Annotated in this window: 9 protein-coding genes; 7 read left to right on the forward strand and 2 right to left on the reverse strand. The window is 40.8% G+C overall.

The features are described from left to right. Positions 1–291: 291 nt before the first annotated feature. The 4 genes from GS03_RS12225 (at position 292) to GS03_RS12240 (ending at position 17,446) form a co-directional block, all read left to right on the forward strand. Positions 292–693, forward strand: coding sequence for a hypothetical protein (locus GS03_RS12225; protein WP_136152825.1), 402 nt, complete (start codon positions 292–294; stop codon positions 691–693). A 10-nt stretch (positions 694–703) separates the two neighbouring features. Beyond that, complete coding sequence (locus tag GS03_RS12230) at positions 704–15,427, forward strand: T9SS type B sorting domain-containing protein (RefSeq protein WP_136152826.1); 14,724 nt, start codon at positions 704–706, stop codon at positions 15,425–15,427. 77 nt (positions 15,428–15,504) lie between these two features. Then, positions 15,505–16,779, forward strand: coding sequence for a sterol desaturase family protein (locus GS03_RS12235; protein ID WP_136152827.1), 1,275 nt, complete (start codon positions 15,505–15,507; stop codon positions 16,777–16,779). Further along, a complete protein-coding gene (locus GS03_RS12240; RefSeq protein WP_136152828.1) occupies positions 16,769–17,446 on the forward strand; it encodes a lysoplasmalogenase in 678 nt (225 codons plus the stop codon). Before GS03_RS12235 ends, GS03_RS12240 begins: the two co-directional genes overlap by 11 nt. A gap of 104 nt (positions 17,447–17,550) precedes the next feature. Here the strand turns inward: GS03_RS12240 and GS03_RS12245 are convergent, their stop codons facing one another. Continuing rightward, on the reverse strand, positions 17,551–17,964 hold the full coding sequence (locus tag GS03_RS12245) for a DUF6691 family protein (RefSeq protein WP_136152829.1): 414 nt from the start codon (positions 17,962–17,964) through the stop codon (positions 17,551–17,553). Positions 17,965–17,967: 3 nt separating this feature from the next. Then, the gene (locus GS03_RS12250) at positions 17,968–18,525 is read right to left on the reverse strand and encodes a YeeE/YedE family protein (protein ID WP_136152830.1); all 558 of its coding nucleotides are present in this window, start codon (positions 18,523–18,525) and stop codon (positions 17,968–17,970) included. Positions 18,526–18,656: 131 nt separating this feature from the next. Here GS03_RS12250 and GS03_RS12255 point away from each other — a divergent pair, with 131 nt between their 5' ends. The 3 genes from GS03_RS12255 (at position 18,657) to GS03_RS12265 (ending at position 20,875) form a co-directional block, all read left to right on the forward strand. Continuing rightward, a complete protein-coding gene (locus GS03_RS12255; RefSeq protein ID WP_394346355.1) occupies positions 18,657–19,112 on the forward strand; it encodes a 2-dehydro-3-deoxyphosphooctonate aldolase in 456 nt (151 codons plus the stop codon). Positions 19,113–19,185: 73 nt separating this feature from the next. Beyond that, entirely contained in the window at positions 19,186–20,004 is an 819-nt protein-coding gene (kdsA, locus tag GS03_RS12260) for a 3-deoxy-8-phosphooctulonate synthase (protein WP_136152831.1), read from the forward strand. Between the two features lie 22 nt (positions 20,005–20,026). Then, positions 20,027–20,875 (forward strand): hypothetical protein, encoded by an 849-nt coding sequence (locus tag GS03_RS12265; RefSeq protein ID WP_210726633.1) that lies wholly within the window; start codon positions 20,027–20,029, stop codon positions 20,873–20,875. Positions 20,876–20,906 lie beyond the last annotated feature (31 nt).

Raw genomic sequence — 20,906 nt, forward strand, 5'->3', positions numbered from 1 at the left:
CTTGAAAAATCTACGAATAACACTTTCAGAGATTTGGAAAAAAAAATGTAATCCAAATTGTACTTTTGTTTTTTTTGAAACAATTGTTAAATTGTTGATTTTAAACGTGTTTTTTTACTTATTTAGATAAAAAACGCATAAAAAATTTGGATTAAAATATGAATTTTAACAAATCAATTAATTACATTTGATTTATGATTTTCTTAACATTTATTTTGAATGATTAGAGCTTTACTATTCAATTTTATTAGAGAGAGGAGATACTGCAGAATATTATTATACGCTGTTGTCTTGTTTTGCCCTAAAATTAATGCTACTACTTTTTATGTCAATGACAATTCAATCAAAGGAGATGTCTATACTACAGCCATTGGAAATGATTCTAATGATGGCACTTCTCCTGACAAACCTAAATTAACTATCCTTTCAGCATATGAAATAGCAAAAGAAGACGATACTATTATAGTTGATATCGGAAACTATAATGAAATCTCACTAAAAGGCGAATTCTCATTTGAAAATACCAAGAAAATTAAATTTTTGATAGCTAGTCTTTCTGATGAAATCTTTTCAAAAATTCCTTTACCAATAAACGAAAAAGTTTCCCCAACTGATTTCTATGTAAAAAATGACAAGCCTATTGATCGTGAAGCCTACTTACGAAATTTACAAAATAGTGTAGATAAGAAATAATTGCAATAGGATGAAAACTTGGTTTAAATATATACATATATTTATAGTATGTGTTGGTTTTACGACCCTAGCATATGCGCAACCTGCGAATGACGCTTGCGCGAATGCTATTCCTATTACAGTTGGTGTCGGAAGTTGTAATTCTACCCTTTATACCAATGTTGCTGCTACAACAGCTAGTGATCCTGCCACTCCGGCTTGTTGGTCTCCTAACAGTTTAAGTCACACCGTTTGGTTTTCATTTGTTGCTACTTCAGCTGACATTGAAATTTCCACCAATTTTGGAGGAACTTTAGCCAATACTCAATTAGCAATATATAGCGGTACTTGTGGTTCCTTAGCTCAAATTGGATGTCAGGAAGATATTAACACAACTGGTGGTTTGTTACATTCAGATGTTATTCTGCATGGCCTTACTATTGGGAATACATATTATATGCTTGTTGATGGTAATGGAAATACTACCGGAACTTTTGGTATATGTGCCCAACAAGCGTTGCCTATAGGGCCAGCATTACCCGTTCAGGATTGTGCCACAGCCCAAACTTTATGTAGTGTTGGCAATGTTACTGTTCCAAATGGTGTAGGTGGTGTAGGAACAACAACTGAAAATCCAACTTGCTTTGGTGCACCTGGTGAACGTTCTTCAAATTGGTATACCTTTACGGTTGCTACTTCGGGAACTTTGGCATTTACAATTACACCTACGGCTGTGATTGATTATGATTTTGCTGTATTCAATACTTCAACATCATGTCTAGGAACTGAAATAAAATGTAATTGGAGTCCTAATACGGGAGGAACCGGGACTACTGGATTAGGATGTGCCGGTGCGCAATGTGAAACTACTTTTACTGTAACCGCAGGTCAAACCTACACTATATTAGTTGATCGATATACCGCAACTTCTTCCGCTGGATTTACTTTGAATTTTGCCGGTACCACCGCTACGTTTGCAAGTCCCAATCCTACTTTTACTAATACTACCGTTTGTGTTGGAGCGGCAACTCAATTTACCAACACAACTAATGGAAACTTCACCTATAACTGGAATTTCGGTGATGGTTATACCTCAAACTTAGAGAATCCAAGCCATACATACGCCGCAGCGGGAACTTATACTGCAACTCTTTTGTTAACAGCTGTTCCTGGCGGATGTCAGAATGCCATATCACACACTGTAACTGTGAATCCAATTCCAACTGTTGATGCTGGTGTTGGAGGGACAGTATGTTCAGGGAGTTGTATTACTTTGGGAGGTTCAACCAATGCTGTTGGATCCGTTGGCACAACTTCTTTTACAAATGGCGGAACCTATGCAATACCTGATGGTAGCGTAACAGGAGTTTATTCCCCTCTTACTACAACTGGTTTGTTTCCGACAACTATTACGGCGTCTTCCATCGCTTCGGTTTGTATAAACATGACTCATACATGGGACTCAGATTTAGATATTTATCTGCAATGCCCTGATGGAACCCGCGTAGAATTATCAACTGATAATGGTGTGGCCGGAATCAATTACACCAATACTTGTTTTTCTCCGACTGCATCCGCTTCGATAACTACCGGAACATATCCTTTTACTGGTAGTTGGCTACCCGAGCAATCTTTCAATGTTTTAAATGGATGTACTGCTAATGGTACTTGGCAACTTTTTGTTCAGGACGATTTAGGTGGTGATGCGGGAAGTATTTCGGGCTGGACTATTACCTTCAACAATAATTTACCTGCGTTTACATGGTCTCCTACTACGGCGATGACAAATTCAACAACGTTAACTCCATCGGTTTGTCCAACCTCGGATACTACTTATACATTAACTGCAAATAACGGTGTTGGATGTACAGCGACTGATACTGTGACTGTGACTGTTACTCCGGCACCTACAGCTACTATTAGCTACGCCGGAACTCCATTTTGTACTTCTTTATCTACAGCACAAGCTGTTACTTTAACAGGAACCGGAGCCTATACCGGTGGCGTGTATTCTTCAACTGCCGGACTGACTATTAATCCTGCAACAGGTGCTATCACACCTTCGACTTCTACTCCGAATACTTATACTGTTACTTATACCATAGCTGCTAGTGCCGGTTGTCCTGCTGTGGTGGCCACAACTACTATAACCATTAAACTATTGCCTACAGCTAACATATCCTATGGAACACCGTTTTGTTCTTCTATAGCAACTGCTCAGGCTGTGACCTTAACAGGAACGGGTACTTATACTGGAGGAGTGTATTCCTCTACCGCCGGACTGACTATTAATCCTGCAACTGGCGCTATAACGCCTTCGACTTCTACTCCGAATACGTATACCGTTACTTATACCATTGCTGCTAGTAGTGGGTGTGCTGCCGTGGTAGCCACAACTACCGTAACCATTACTGCTTTGCCGACAGCAACTATATCGTATGGAACTCCGTTTTGTTCTTCTATAGCAACTGCTCAGGCTGTTACTTTAACCGGAACAGGAGCTTATACCGGTGGAGTATATTCTTCAACTGCAGGACTGACTATCAATCCTGCAACTGGCGCTATCACACCTTCGACTTCTACTCCGAATACCTACACTGTTACTTATACTATCGCTGCCAGCGGTGGCTGTCCTGCTGTAGTAGCGACAACTACAGTAACCATTACTGCTTTGCCAACGGCTGCTATTTCCTATGGAACTCCGTTTTGTTCTTCAATAGCAACTGCTCAGGCTGTTACTTTAACCGGAACAGGAGCTTATACCGGAGGAGTGTATTCATCCACTGCCGGACTGACTATTAATCCTGCTACAGGTGCTATCACACCTTCTACTTCTACTCCGAATACGTATACTGTTACTTATACTATTGCTGCCAGCGGTGGATGTCCTGCTGTGGTAGCTACAACTACCATAACCATTACCGCTTTACCAACGGCAACTATATCCTATGGTACTCCGTTTTGTTCTTCTGTGGCTACCGCTCAAACTGTGACTTTAACCGGAACCGGAGCTTATACTGGTGGCGTGTATTCTTCAACAGCCGGACTGTCTATTAATCCTGCTACAGGGGCTATAACGCCTTCGACTTCTACTCCAAATACCTATACTGTTTCCTATACCATTGCTGCCAGCGGTGGCTGTCCTGCTGTGGTAGCTACAACTTCGGTAACCATTACCGCTTTACCCACAGCAACCATATCGTATGCAACGCCATTCTGTTCTTCTGTAGCAACTGCTCAGGCTGTGACTTTAACAGGAACGGGAGCCTATACCGGTGGCGTGTATTCTTCAACTGCCGGACTAACTATTAATCCTGCTACAGGTGCTATCACACCTTCTACTTCTACTCCGAATACGTATACTGTTACTTATACTATTGCTGCAAGTGGTGGATGTCCTGCTGTGGTAGCTACAACTACCATAACCATTACCGCTTTACCAACGGCAACTATATCCTATGGTACTCCGTTTTGTTCTTCTGTGGCTACCGCTCAAACTGTGACTTTAACCGGAACCGGAGCTTATACTGGTGGCGTGTATTCTTCAACAGCCGGACTGTCTATTAATCCTGCTACAGGGGCTATAACGCCTTCGACTTCTACTCCAAATACGTATACCGTTACTTATACCATTGCTGCCAGCGGTGGCTGTCCTGCTGTGGTAGCTACAACTACCATAACCATTACTGCTTTACCAACTGCAACTATATCGTATACAACTCCGTTTTGTTCTTCTATAGCAACTGCTCAGGCTGTTACTTTAACCGGAACAGGAGCTTATACCGGTGGAGTATATTCTTCAACTGCAGGACTGACTATCAATCCTGCAACGGGAGCAATCACTCCTTCGGCCTCTACTCCGAATACGTATACCGTTACTTATACCATTGCTGCAAGTGGCGGATGTCCTGCGGTAGTAGCTACAACTACAGTAACTATTAACCCAATAGTAACACCAACGATAAATTGTGGAGTTTCCACCACTACTTCTGTTCAATTCACTTGGACAGCAGTTACCGGTGCTACCGGTTATAACGTTTCTTATCAGGTAAATGCTAATCCAATCGTAACTATTGGTGCCATAGGCAATGTTTTAAATTATACTGTAAATAGTTTAACTCCGGGTGATACTGTAACAATCACTCTAACACCAACAGGAGGCGCAGGTACTTGCTTTGCTTTTAGTACGGCAACCTGTACCGCTGCCAATTGTAATCCACCATCTGCTTCAATCAGTTATGCCGGAACTCCGTTCTGTTCCTCTGTAGCTACCTCTCAGGGAGTTACCTTAACCGGAACAGGAGCTTATACCGGCGGAGTGTATTCATCTACTGCCGGACTGACTATTAATCCTGCAACAGGAGCAATCACACCTTCAACTTCTACTCCGAATACCTATACTGTTACTTATACCATTGCTGCAAGCGGTGGCTGTCCTGCTGTTGTAGCGACAACTACAGTAACCATTACTGCTTTGCCTACGGCTGCTATTTCCTATGGAACGCCATTCTGTTCTTCTGTCGCAACAGGGCAAGCAGTGACTTTAACCGGAACAGGAGCTTATACAGGCGGTGTGTACTCCTCAACCGCCGGACTGACTATTAATCCTGCTACAGGTGCGATCACACCTTCGACTTCTACTCCCAATACGTATACCGTTACTTATACCATTGCCGCTAGTGGTGGCTGTCCTGCCGTAGTAGCTACAACTTCGGTAACCATCACAGCTTTACCAACAGCAACTATATCTTACGGAACTCCGTTTTGTTCATCACTAGCAACAGGACAAGCTGTGACCTTAAACGGAACTGGGGCTTATACCGGTGGAGTATATTCCTCAACCGCAGGACTCACTATTGATCCTGCTACTGGAGCTATTACCCCTTCGACTTCTACTCCCAACACTTATACTGTTTCCTATACTATCGCTGCCGGTGGCGGATGTCCTATCGTGGTAGCTATAACTACCTTGACCATCACTGCTTTACCAGCGGCATCCATATCTTATGGAACTCCGTTTTGTTCTTCTTTAGCTACTGCACAAGCTATTACTTTAACCGGAACAGGAGCTTATACCGGCGGAGTGTATTCATCTACTGCCGGACTGACTATCAATCCTGCAACAGGAGCAATCACTCCGAGTACTTCTACTCCGAATACTTATACTGTTACTTATACTATTGCTGCGAGTAGTGGCTGTCCTGCCGTAGTAGCTACAACTACTGTAACTATCACTGCTTTGCCGACTGCAACTATATCGTATGCGACGCCGTTTTGTTCTTCCTTAGCTACAGGGCAAGCTGTGACTTTAACAGGAACCGGAGCCTATACTGGTGGAGTCTATTCTTCAACAGCCGGACTGTCTATTAATCCTGCTACAGGGGCTATAACGCCTTCGACTTCTACTCCAAATACGTATACTGTTACTTATACTATTGCGGCAAGTGGCGGATGTTCTGCCGTGGTAGCTACAACTTCGGTAACCATCACGGCTTTACCAACAGCAACTATATCTTACGGAACGCCTTTCTGTTCTTCTCTAGCAACTGCCCAGTCTGTTACTTTAACCGGAACCGGAGCTTATACCGGTGGAGGGTATTCCTCAACTGCCGGACTGTCTATTAATCCTGCAACGGGTGCTATCACACCTTCAACTTCTACTCCAAATACGTATAACGTTACTTATACTATCGTTGCCAGTGCAGGATGTCCTGCCGTAGTTGCCACAACTTCGGTAACCATTACTGCTTTACCAACAGCGACTATATCTTACGGAACGCCTTTCTGTTCTTCTCTAGCTACTGCGCAATCTGTGACTTTAACAGGAACCGGGACTTATACAGGAGGCGTATATTCTTCAACCGCAGGACTAACTATTAATCCTGCAACAGGAGCTATAACACCTTCAACTTCTACTCCGAATACCTATACTGTAACGTATACTATCGCTGCAAGCGGCGGCTGTCCTGCTGTGGTAGCTACAACTACTGTGACCATTACTGCTTTGCCGACTGTTACTATATCGTATGGAACTCCGTTTTGTTCTTCTTTAGCTACTGCACAAGCGGTGACTTTAACCGGAACCGGGGCTTATACCGGTGGAGTATATTCCTCAACTGTCGGACTGACTATCAATCCTGTTACTGGAGCTATAACGCCTTCGACTTCTACTCCGAATACGTATACTGTTACTTATACTATTGCAGCAAGTGGCGGATGTGCTGCTGTGGTGGCAACTACTACAGTAACCATCACGGCTTTACCAACGGCAACTATATCCTATGGTACTCCGTTTTGTTCTTCTGTGGCTACCGCTCAAACTGTGACTTTAACCGGAACCGGAGCTTATACTGGTGGCGTGTATTCTTCAACAGCCGGACTGTCTATTAATCCTGCTACAGGGGCTATAACGCCTTCGACTTCTACTCCAAATACGTATACCGTTACTTATACCATTGCTGCCAGCGGTGGCTGTCCTGCTGTGGTAGCTACAACTACCATAACCATTACTGCTTTACCAACTGCAACTATATCGTATACAACTCCGTTTTGTTCTTCTATAGCAACTGCTCAGGCTGTTACTTTAACCGGAACAGGAGCTTATACCGGTGGAGTATATTCTTCAACTGCAGGACTGACTATCAATCCTGCAACGGGAGCAATCACTCCTTCGGCCTCTACTCCGAATACGTATACCGTTACTTATACCATTGCTGCAAGTGGCGGATGTCCTGCGGTAGTAGCTACAACTACAGTAACTATTAACCCAATAGTAACACCAACGATAAATTGTGGAGTTTCCACCACTACTTCTGTTCAATTCACTTGGACAGCAGTTACCGGTGCTACCGGTTATAACGTTTCTTATCAGGTAAATGCTAATCCAATCGTAACTATTGGTGCCATAGGCAATGTTTTAAATTATACTGTAAATAGTTTAACTCCGGGTGATACTGTAACAATCACTCTAACACCAACAGGAGGCGCAGGTACTTGCTTTGCTTTTAGTACGGCAACCTGTACCGCTGCCAATTGTAATCCACCATCTGCTTCAATCAGTTATGCCGGAACTCCGTTCTGTTCCTCTGTAGCTACCTCTCAGGGAGTTACCTTAACCGGAACAGGAGCTTATACCGGCGGAGTGTATTCATCTACTGCCGGACTGACTATTAATCCTGCAACAGGAGCAATCACACCTTCAACTTCTACTCCGAATACCTATACTGTTACTTATACCATTGCTGCAAGCGGTGGCTGTCCTGCTGTTGTAGCGACAACTACAGTAACCATTACTGCTTTGCCTACGGCTGCTATTTCCTATGGAACGCCATTCTGTTCTTCTGTCGCAACAGGGCAAGCAGTGACTTTAACCGGAACAGGAGCTTATACAGGCGGTGTGTACTCCTCAACCGCCGGACTGACTATTAATCCTGCTACAGGTGCGATCACACCTTCGACTTCTACTCCCAATACGTATACCGTTACTTATACCATTGCCGCTAGTGGTGGATGTCCTGCTGTGGTAGCTACAACTACCATAACCATTACCGCTTTACCAACGGCAACTATATCCTATGGTACTCCGTTTTGTTCTTCTGTGGCTACCGCTCAAACTGTGACTTTAACCGGAACCGGAGCTTATACTGGTGGCGTGTATTCTTCAACAGCCGGACTGTCTATTAATCCTGCTACAGGGGCTATAACGCCTTCGACTTCTACTCCAAATACCTATACTGTTTCCTATACCATTGCTGCCAGCGGTGGCTGTCCTGCTGTGGTAGCTACAACTTCGGTAACCATTACCGCTTTACCCACAGCAACCATATCGTATGCAACGCCATTCTGTTCTTCTGTAGCAACTGCTCAGGCTGTGACTTTAACAGGAACGGGAGCCTATACCGGTGGCGTGTATTCTTCAACTGCCGGACTAACTATTAATCCTGCTACAGGTGCTATCACACCTTCTACTTCTACTCCGAATACGTATACTGTTACTTATACTATTGCTGCAAGTGGTGGATGTCCTGCTGTGGTAGCTACAACTACCATAACCATTACCGCTTTACCAACGGCAACTATATCCTATGGTACTCCGTTTTGTTCTTCTGTGGCTACCGCTCAAACTGTGACTTTAACCGGAACCGGAGCTTATACTGGTGGCGTGTATTCTTCAACAGCCGGACTGTCTATTAATCCTGCTACAGGGGCTATAACGCCTTCGACTTCTACTCCAAATACGTATACCGTTACTTATACCATTGCTGCCAGCGGTGGCTGTCCTGCTGTGGTAGCTACAACTACCATAACCATTACTGCTTTACCGACGGCAACTATATCGTATGGAACTCCGTTTTGTTCTTCTCTAGCAACTGCTCAGGCTGTTACTTTAACCGGAACAGGAGCTTATACCGGTGGAGTATATTCTTCAACTGCAGGACTGACTATCAATCCTGCAACGGGAGCAATCACTCCTTCGGCCTCTACTCCGAATACGTATACCGTTACTTATACCATTGCTGCAAGTGGCGGATGTCCTGCGGTAGTAGCTACAACTACAGTAACTATTAACCCAATAGTAACACCAACGATAAATTGTGGAGTTTCCACCACTACTTCTGTTCAATTCACTTGGACAGCAGTTACCGGTGCTACCGGTTATAACGTTTCTTATCAGGTAAATGCTAATCCAATCGTAACTATTGGTGCCATAGGCAATGTTTTAAATTATACTGTAAATAGTTTAACTCCGGGTGATACTGTAACAATCACTCTAACACCAACAGGAGGCGCAGGTACTTGCTTTGCTTTTAGTACGGCAACCTGTACCGCTGCCAATTGTAATCCACCATCTGCTTCAATCAGTTATGCCGGAACTCCGTTCTGTTCCTCTGTAGCTACCTCTCAGGGAGTTACCTTAACCGGAACAGGAGCTTATACCGGCGGAGTATATTCATCTACTGCCGGACTGACTATTAATCCTGCAACGGGAGCAATCACACCTTCAACTTCTACTCCGAATACCTATACTATTACTTATACCATTGCTGCAAGCGGTGGCTGTCCTGCTGTTGTAGCGACAACTACAGTAACCATTACTGCTTTGCCTACGGCTGCTATTTCCTATGGAACGCCATTCTGTTCTTCTGTCGCAACAGGGCAAGCAGTGACTTTAACCGGAACAGGAGCTTATACAGGCGGTGTGTACTCCTCAACCGCCGGACTGACTATTAATCCTGCTACAGGTGCGATCACACCTTCGACTTCTACTCCCAATACGTATACCGTTACTTATACCATTGCCGCTAGTGGTGGCTGTCCTGTTGTGGTAGCTACAACTACTGTGACCATTACTGCTTTGCCGACGGCAACTATATCGTATGGAACTCCGTTTTGTTCTTCTCTGGCAACGGCTCAGGCTGTTACTTTAACCGGAACAGGAGCTTATACCGGTGGAGTATATTCATCTACTGCCGGACTGACTATCAATTCTGCAACGGGAGCAGTCACTCCGAGTACTTCTACTCCGAATACTTATACTGTTTCTTATACTATTGCTGCAAGTGGTGGCTGTCCTGCTGTGGTAGCCACAACTACCATAACCATTACTGCTTTACCAACTGCAACTATATCGTATGCGACGCCGTTTTGTTCTTCCTTAGCTACAGGGCAATCTGTGACCTTAACCGGTACCGGAGCCTATACCGGTGGCGTCTATTCCTCTACCGCCGGACTGACTATTAATCCTGCAACGGGAGCAATCACTCCGAGTACTTCTACTCCGAATACGTATACTGTTACTTATACTATTGCTGCAAGTGGTGGATGTCCTGCTGTGGTAGCTACAACTACCATAACCATTACCGCTTTACCAACGGCAACTATATCCTATGGTACTCCGTTTTGTTCTTCAGTGGCTACCGCTCAAACTGTGACTTTAACCGGAACCGGAGCTTATACTGGTGGCGTGTATTCTTCAACAGCCGGACTGTCTATTAATCCTGCTACAGGGGCTATAACGCCTTCGACTTCTACTCCAAATACGTATACCGTTACTTATACCATTGCTGCCAGCGGTGGCTGTCCTGCTGTGGTAGCTACAACTACCATAACCATTACTGCTTTACCGACGGCAACTATATCGTATGGAACTCCGTTTTGTTCTTCTGTGGCTACTGCGCAATCTGTAACTTTAACCGGAACAGGAGCTTATACCGGCGGAGTCTATTCTTCAACTGCCGGACTGACTATTAATCCTGCAACGGGAGCAATCACTCCGAGTACTTCTACTCCGAATACTTATACTGTTTCTTATACTATTGCTGCGAGTAGTGGCTGTCCTGCCGTAGTAGCTACAACTACTGTAACTATCACTGCTTTGCCGACTGCTACTATTTCATATGCAACGCCTTTCTGTTCTTCTGTGGCTACCGCCCAATCTGTTACTTTAACCGGAACCGGAGCTTATACCGGAGGAGTGTATTCATCCACTGCCGGACTGACCATAAATCCTGCAACAGGAGCAATCACACCTTCGATTTCTACTCCGAATACCTATACGGTTTCCTATACTATTGCTGCAAGCGGTGGATGTCCTGCGGTAGTAGCTACTACAACCGTAATCATTACTGCTTTGCCGACTGTTACTATATCGTATGGAACTCCGTTTTGTTCTTCTCTAGCAACTGCTCAGGCTGTTACTTTAACCGGAACCGGAGCTTATACCGGTGGAGGGTATTCCTCAACTGCCGGACTGTCTATTAATCCTGCAACGGGAGCAATCACTCCGAGTACTTCTACTCCGAATACCTATACTGTTTCCTATACTATCGCAGCCAATGGCGGCTGTCCTACTGTGGTGGCTACAACGACCGTAACCATTACCGCTTTACCGACGGCAACTATATCGTATGGAACTCCGTTTTGTTCTTCTGTGGCTACTGCTCAATCTGTAACTTTAACCGGAGCCGGAGCTTATACAGGCGGAGTCTATTCTTCAACCGCCGGATTGACTATCAATCCAGCAACGGGAGCAATCACTCCGAGTACTTCTACTCCGAACACTTATACTGTTACTTATACTATTGCTGCCAGTGGCGGCTGTCCTGCCATGGTGACTACAACTACCGTGACTATTAATCCTTCCGTGATTTCGACTTTTAACTCTATAGCTCCGATTTGCTCAGGCGAAACTCTTAGTCCTTTACCAACTATTTCAAACAATGGTATTGTAGGAACTTGGTTACCTAATTTAAATAATACAGCGACTACTACATATACTTTCACACCAGCAGTAGGGCAATGTGCTACAACAAGTACCTTAGTTATAACTGTATATTCAGTTCCACAAATAAATTCAATAGCTCCGTTATACTATTGTGATCCAAATAATGATGGGTTTGGTGTTTTTGATATGACTCAAGTGATTCCAACAATTACAGGAGGAACATCATATCCGGTAAGTTTTCACGAAACCATAACCGATGCTGAAATTGGTGGGACTTTCATTCCAAATCCTGGTAATTATTTCAATATTCATATAGACCAACAAACAATTTATATTCGGGTAGAATCAACAGAATCGTCTAGTTGTTATAAAATATTGACTTTAGAATTAATTGTAAATCCAACTCCGGAAGCAATCGAACCAGAAGATTATCATGTTTGTGATACTAATAATGATGGATTTGCCAGTTTTAATTTGACAACTGCCGCTGCTCAGGTATTTGGTTCCATAAATCAATCGACGCATTCTATAGGCTATTACACTAGTTTGGCTAATGCTCAATTGGGAACAAATCCAATAGGCAATCCTATCAGCTTTATTAATCAAACGATAAACACACAAACTATTTGGATTAGAGTTACCAATAATGCCACTGGGTGTTATGATATTGTAACATTACAATTGTTTGTTGATCCTTTGCCTTTGGCTACGCAACCAAATTATCCGCCTTATACTTTATGTGATAATCATGCTCCTTTATTCTATGAAGAATTCGATTTGGGTTCAAAAATAACAGCCATATTAATTGGGCAAACCGGAGTGAATATAACCTTCCATTTCAGTCAATCTGATGCTTTAGCAGACATAAATCCTTTACCTCTTTTATATACCAATGTTGTTCCTGCTGTGCAAACATTATGGATTAGAGTGGAAAATGCAATCTCAGGTTGTTTTGTTTTATCAACTATGGATATTCGGGTTGAACCACTACCATCACCTATTCCGCCTGACGAACCTTATACGATTTGTGACGGGAATCAGGATGGATTTGGAACTTTTGATTTGAATACGTTAACCTCCGATATATTACAAGGTGCAAATTATACCATTACGTACCATGAAACCATTGAAGACGCTCAATTAGGTAATAATCCATTGGTTAGTCCATATGATAATATCACTCCATTTGTTCAATTCATTTATGCTTCAGCAGTTGACAATGTGAATGGTTGCAGAAGTGTTATCCCAATCGAATTAAATGTAAATCCACAACCAATAACACCATTTACAGTTCCGAATTTAATTCAATGTGATGAAGATAGTAATCCTCAAAATCTGTCGATGGTATTTGATTTAACTCAGAATGATGCTGCCGTTTTAGCTATCCAACCTTTACCGGCTTCAAATTATACGGTTACCTATTATATTTCTCAATCAGATGCTATTGATGGTGATGCACCAATAATTCAGTCGACTCATTATATTGGAGATAATCACGAAATCATTTGGGTAAGAGTCGAAAATAATAATTCAAAATGTTATTCAATTGGTTCTTTCGAATTATTAATTAATCCACCTTTAGCATTAACAACACCAGCGCCATTAAGCATTTGTGATGATGATACTAATCGAAATAATCAGTATACTCAATTTGATTTAACCGTGAAAAATAGTGAAATTACCGGCGGTTTACCGAATATGACCGTAACCTATTATCCAAGTTATCCGGTTACTTCCTCGAGTGTTGCGATTCCAAATCCGACAACCTATACAAATGTATCGCCAGCTGTTCAGACATTAGGTGTTATGGTTACCAATGCCCAAGGCTGTAGAAGTTACAAAACTTTAGACATCAGAGTATTGCCAATTCCAACGCCAAGAACCACTGGAATCAACCCATTGCCTGCACAATGTGATATAAACAATACAGGTGACATGTTAGAGACTTTCAATTTGACCTTAAACGCTTCCATCATAATAAATGGCGATTCAACATTAACGTTGCATTACTATCCGACAGAGGCTGATGCTTTAGCTGACACCGATGAAATACTAAATCCAACTGCCGCTTTGGTCGGACAAAATGTATGGATTAGAGTCGAAAACAACAGAGTTGATTATCTTGGCAATCACTGTTTTGTAATAGTAGAACAACCGCTTACCGTAAATCCATTACCAACAATCATTCAGCCGTTAACTTTTGAAAATTGTGATGATAATACCGATGGACACGTACCATTTAATTTGACTTCTACTACTGTTAGTTTGTTGGGAAGCACACAATTGCCGGCAGATTATACCATTACTTATTATACAACAGCTGCCAATGCGCAAGCAGGAACGAATGCTATTGTGAATCCAACAAATTTCACGAATACGACTAATCCGCAGATTATTTTTGTCAGAGTAGTGAACAATACAACAGCTTGTTTCAACATGGGTCAAATTACACTTGTTGTTAATCCAAAACCAACTGCAACCACGCCGCCAGCTTTTGAAACTTGTGATGTTGACGGAACTAATAATGGTTTCTTTGCGTTGGATTTAAATGCCTATATCAGTGGAGTAATTGGTACACAAACCGGAGTTTCTGTAACTTTCTATAACACTCAAAATGACGCGATAAACGAAACAAATCCAATTACAAATTTAACGAACTACCAAGCTTATACCCATACGGTTTGGATTCGGGTTGAAGATGATATTACCGATTGCTATCAATTAGCACCTTTAAATATAACAGTTGAACCATTACCTCAACCTCTTATTTCTTCACCAACTAACAACATTTGTGTTGACTATGCCACCAATGTATTATTAAGTGGTTTGACTTTGGATAGTGGACTTAGTAGTATAGGTCACACTTTTATATGGTCATTAGATGGAACCGTAATTCCGGGTGCAATCGGTTCAACTTATACTGTTAATACTGTCGCGCCTGGAGATTACACTGTCGTGGCTACAAGCACCAGTTCGTTGGCTTGTGTGTCCGAAATTTCAAATACATTTACCGTAATTCAATCTGGTCCGGCGCAATTTGCTGAACCTCCATATACCTTTAGTAGTGCTTTTGATAGCAATCAAATTATAACCGTAAATGTGGTTGGATTTGGTGTTTATGAATATAGTTTGGATGATGGTCCTTTCCAAAGTAGTAATATTTTCGAGCATGTTCCTATGGGTGAACACACCATTACCATTAAAGATGTGAAAGGAAATACCAGCTGTGGTGAAATAGTTATTAGTGGTGTTCAGATAATCGATTATCCTCATTATTTTACTCCAAATGGCGATGGCATTCACGAAACATGGAATGTTATAGGATTAGAAGATCAGCCTTTTGCCCGACTCTATATTTTTGACCGTTATGGTAAATTGTTGAAACAATTAAGTACAACCGGTAGTGGCTGGGACGGAACTTATAATGGGCATATGCTTCCTGCCGATGATTATTGGTTTAAAGTAGAATACTTAGACCAGACCAAGACCAGATGGAAAGAATTTAAATCGCACTTCACACTAAAAAGATAATAGCGGAATTTGTTATATTTGGCAACACTCGAGGCGTAGCCGAATTGTATGGAGCGCAGCGGAATAAAATTATCGCTATGGAAGAATACGGGAAAATCTTATTGATTGCTATGCCTTTTTTTCTTTTACTAATCGTAATCGAAAAAGTATATGGCTATTTTAAAGGTGTTGACCACGCGCCAATGATGGATAGCATTTCAAGTATCAGCTCCGGAATGACCAATGCCGTAAAAGATGCTTTGGGATTGAGTATTGCGATTATTTCCTATGAATGGATGGTTTCTCACTTGGCTATCATTCATATCGAAGCTACGATACTGACGTATGTAATTGCCTTTTTTGTCATTGATTTTTATGGTTATTGGGGACATCGATGGGCGCACCAAATCAATTTTTTCTGGAACAAACACGCTATTCACCACAGTAGCGAAGAATTCAATTTGGCTTGTGCGTTGCGTCAGCCGATTTCAAGTTTTGTAAATCTGTTTACTTTCTTATTACTGCCCGCAGCACTTTTCGGAGTACCATCAACTGTGATTGCCATTTTGTTGCCGATACATTTGTTTTTACAATTTTGGTATCACACGCGTTATATTGGCAAGCTTGGTTTTCTGGAAAAATTTATGGTTACGCCCTCACATCACCGAGTGCATCATGCTATCAATCCGGAATATATGGATAAAAATCACGGACAAATATTTATCTTTTGGGATAAATGGTTTGGCACTTTTCAGGAAGAATTAGATTCGGTTCCACCGGTTTTTGGCATCACAAGACCAGCGCATACATGGAATCCAATCAAAATTAATTTTCAGCATTTATGGCTTTTGATTAAAGATGCTTATCATGCCGAAAACTGGAAAGATAAATTCACGATTTGGTTTAAACCAACCGGCTGGCGTCCAAAAGATTTTGATGAAAAATACCCAGTTGATAAAATTACCGATGTGTATCGTTTTGATAAATACGGAAATCAACATTCACAACTTTTGATGTATTGGTCATTGGTACAATTGTTCACCACTTTGGGATTGATAAGCTATCTTTTTGGAAACATTGGAACAATCGGTTTACCCAATATTTTTGTCTATGGATTATTCATTTTCCTAACAGTTTACAGCTATACTGAACTGATGGATACACGTAAACTCTCCATTTTCTGGGAAGGATTACGATTTATTTTTTCAATGGGAATTCTTTATTTCTATGGCGATTGGTTTGGCATGTCAACCTTTTTATCCTTTTCAAATGTGCTGCTTATCATCTATTTCACTTTATCATTATTGATGAGTTCGTATTTTGTTTTTGTCGAATTCAAGAATACTCAAAACAAACTTTCTTATGATAACTAGCCAACGATTGCTCCAGATTTTTGTGGTTTTTGGAATACTGTATTCCATACTTTTACTTATCGGAAACGAGACTTTGACTTGGTATTTAAAACCATTTTTGATTCCGTTTTTGTTTTATGCTGTGGTAAAAAGCGAGCCATTTGATACCAAAAAATGGTTGCTTTTAGCTTTGTTTTTTTCCTGGGTTGGCGACTGCATTTTGATGTTTGCCGATAAGGGCGAATTGTATTTTATCTTCGGATTAGTGGCTTTCCTAATTGCTCATATCTTATTCATAGTGCTATTTACCCAACAGACATTAGTAAGTGTCAGCTTCAAAAAGCCTTTATTTTGGGTTGGTTTTGTTTGCGCAACTATTTATTTGATTAGCATACTTTCACTTTTGATTCCGACTTTAGGAGATTTGAAATTTGCCGTAACCGGATATGCATTGACTATCACGATTATGCTAAAAGTGGCTTTGAAAGGAACTTTTGACTGGGAAGGGAATTCAAAATATATTGTGCTTTTGGGCGCTGCTTTTTTTGTGATTTCGGATAGTCTTTTAGCTATTGACAAGTTTTATTCACCAATTGCAGCTGCATCTTTTTCGATAATGATAACCTATCTGATAGCGCAGTTCAGCATTACTTTTGGAATTTTGAGATTGAATCAAAAAAATAATTAGGAACACAGCATTTATTGTCTTCAGGATATGCTGTCCCGCTGTCCGCTATACTTCGGTACCGCTCCCATCGGGGTTATCTACTTCGTTTTGCTCAATTCAGGAATCTAATGCGGTAATTTATCCTTTAAAACGCCATACAAAAAAGTTCCAAGAATAGCGCCAATCAATATCAATCCGACGCTCATAAAACCTGCGCCGAGTAGTATAAAAATTGGTCCAGGACAAGCACCAACCATGGCCCAGCCTAATCCAAAAAGAATACCGCCAATCCAATAACGCGCGTTGCCTTTTTCTTTGTCTTGAATCGTTAGCAGGTTCCCATCGAAGTCTTTTAACTTATTTCTTTTTATGATTTGGATACTAACAACTCCAACTGAAATTGCTGTCATAATAATGCCATACATATGAAACGACTGGAATTGAAACATTTCATAAATTCGGTACCAGGAAACCGCTTCAGCTTTGGTTAAAACAATACCAAAGAAAAATCCAACAAGTAAATATTTTAAATAATTCATAGCTTAAAAAAGTAAGGGTAAAATATAATGTGACATAATCAAACCTCCGACAAAAAAGCCGATAACCGCTTTTAAAGAAGGTAACTGCAAATTACTCATTCCGGCAATGGCGTGACCCGAAGTACAACCGCCGGCATAACGGGAACCAAAACCAATTAACAATCCGCCAACGAGTAGCATGATAATCATTTTTGGAGATTCAAATATTTGATTTCCAAATAGCGCATCCGGCAATAATTTCCCGTTTGGCGCGTCAATTCCCATCGCCGATAATTGTTCAATAGTTTTTGGATTAATATCGACATTCGAAGCATCACTCAAAAAATGAACTGCCACATAACCGCCAATCATCGCGCCAACAACAACGGCTAAATTCCAGCGTTGTGATTTCCAATCCCAATCAAAAAAGGGAACTTTTTTTCCAACGCCTGTCATGGCACATAACGAGCGAAGATTGGACGACATTCCAAACACTTTTCCGAAATAATTAAGTAACAGCATTACTACGGCTATGAGAAAACCTGCAACCGACCAATGCCAAGTGTGAGTTAAAATTTCCATACGATATATTTTATACAAAAATAGAAATTCATTTGAACTGGGTCGATAAACTATTACTATAAATTACTTATTTTTGGTATGCTTTCATTTTTGCATGATAATTGTAAAAGCAAAATAAAAAAATATTTACCATGAAAATCAAGCCATTTTTAGTTGCAATTCTTATTGCAATAACAACCACATCCTGCGTTAGTACAAAATCTACTTTAAAAAATGTAGATGACAATGCCCCAATTCCAACATTATCAGCAAACAACACTTTTGTTCTGACAGAATACAGTAAGGACAAAAAATATGGTTATGATGCCGATTATCCTATTAATGTTTTTTACAAAAACACCAAAGACGAAAACCTAAACGCCGAACGTTTTCTAAATGCTTTAGCCGGACCAAAAGGTGAAAAAATAACATTTTCTAAAGTGGAAAGCTGTTGTCCTTTTCCAACCAAAAGAACCGAAATCGGAGCAGGCTTTCTTGATTTGTATGAGTTAAAATGGGAAGGACAAACCGAGCCGGTAAAATTATACCTAAACATTTATGAGAAAGGATATTTGCTTGTTCCCATCGGTCTTTCCATCAAAAAATAACTTAACAAACTTATTGTAAGGAATATCCAAAATATCCTTATATTAGCGTCTTCAAAAAAAAACAAAACATTTTATGAATCTAAATTCCATTCCACAAATCAAAAACCTTGATAGTGGAAATTTCTTCGTACTTGCGGGTCCATGTGCTATTGAAGGCGAAGAAATGGCTATGAAAATAGCTGAAAAACTAGTTACAATAACAGACAAATTACAAATACCATACGTTTTCAAAGGCTCGTTTAAAAAAGCCAATCGCTCAAGAATAGATAGTTTCTCGGGAATTGGCGATGAAAAAGCGTTAAAAATACTTCGTAAAGTTTCTGAAACCTTTCATATTCCAACCGTTACAGACATCCACACCAATGAAGATGCTGACAAAGCAGCACAATATGTTGATGTCTTACAAATTCCGGCGTTTTTGGTTCGTCAAACCGATTTAGTAGTAGCTGCGGCCAATACCGGAAAAACGGTCAATCTAAAAAAAGGACAATTCATGAGTCCGGAAAGCATGAAACATGCGGTTCAAAAAGTTTTGGACTGCAACAATCAAAATGTAATAGTTACCGATAGAGGAAGCATGTTTGGCTATCAGGATATGATAGTTGACTTCCGTGGAATTCCAACTATGCAACAGTACGCGACAACCGTTTTGGATGTTACCCATTCGCTACAGCAACCAAATCAAACTGCTGGTGTAACCGGCGGAAGACCTGATATGATTGAAACCATTGCCAAAGCGGGAATTGTAGTTGGCGTTGACGGAATTTTTATAGAAACCCATTTTGATCCTGCAAATGCCAAAAGTGACGGCGCTAATATGTTGCATTTGGACTATTTTGAAGGTTTGATGACTCGTTTGGTAGCCATCAGAAAAACAATCAATCAATTTTAATTAATTAGACATTTTGAAAAAAATATTATTTTCATTCATAACTTTTTTTGCCTTAACCCTAGTTGTTTCTGCTCAGGAAAAAGCAGTTAATCCAGTTAAATATACCGCACACAACAAAGGAAAAATGTTTATCTTTTGGGGAGGAAATCGCGAAAGTTTTTCCAAATCAGATATTCATTTCAAAGGTCCGGATTATGATTTTACGCTATACAATGTTCAGGCAAACGATAAACCAAAAGGCTGGAACATCGATTATATAAATCCAGCACGAATGACAATACCGCAAACCAATTTAAGAATTGGTTATTTCATCAATGACCATTATAATATTTCCATTGGAGTTGATCATATGAAATATGTTATGATTCAAAATCAAACGGTAGAAATTGGAGGAGTTGTTGGTGCATCCTATCCTGACCATGCTGGAGTTTATTTACCATCTGGAAATCATACTGTTGATTTGACAGATGGTACTTTTCTAAAATTTGAACACACTGATGGCTTGAATTATGTCAATGCTGAGTTTTCCCGTGTAGATGATATTTCAAAGATTTTTAAAATACGAAATACAGATAAATTTCAATTGAATATAACCGAAGGTATCGGAACCGGAATACTATATCCAAAAACTAATGCTACATTGCTTGGAAAAGAAAGACACGACGATTTTAATGTATCTGGATTTGGTATTTCTGCCAAGGTTGGATTAAACCTAACCTTCTTCAAATACTTTTTTGTTGAAGCTGAAATGAAAGGCGGTTACATTAATATGAACGACATTCGAACAACGAAAGATGCGGCAGATAGTGCATCACAGCATTTTTTATTTTTACAACGTATAATTGCCTTTGGCGGAATTTTCAGAATATAATTTTTTTATCAAACTCTCTTGACCTAAAACA

Origin of the sequence: Flavobacterium sangjuense, assembly GCF_004797125.1 — a bacterium.
Classification (GTDB): domain Bacteria; phylum Bacteroidota; class Bacteroidia; order Flavobacteriales; family Flavobacteriaceae; genus Flavobacterium; species Flavobacterium sangjuense.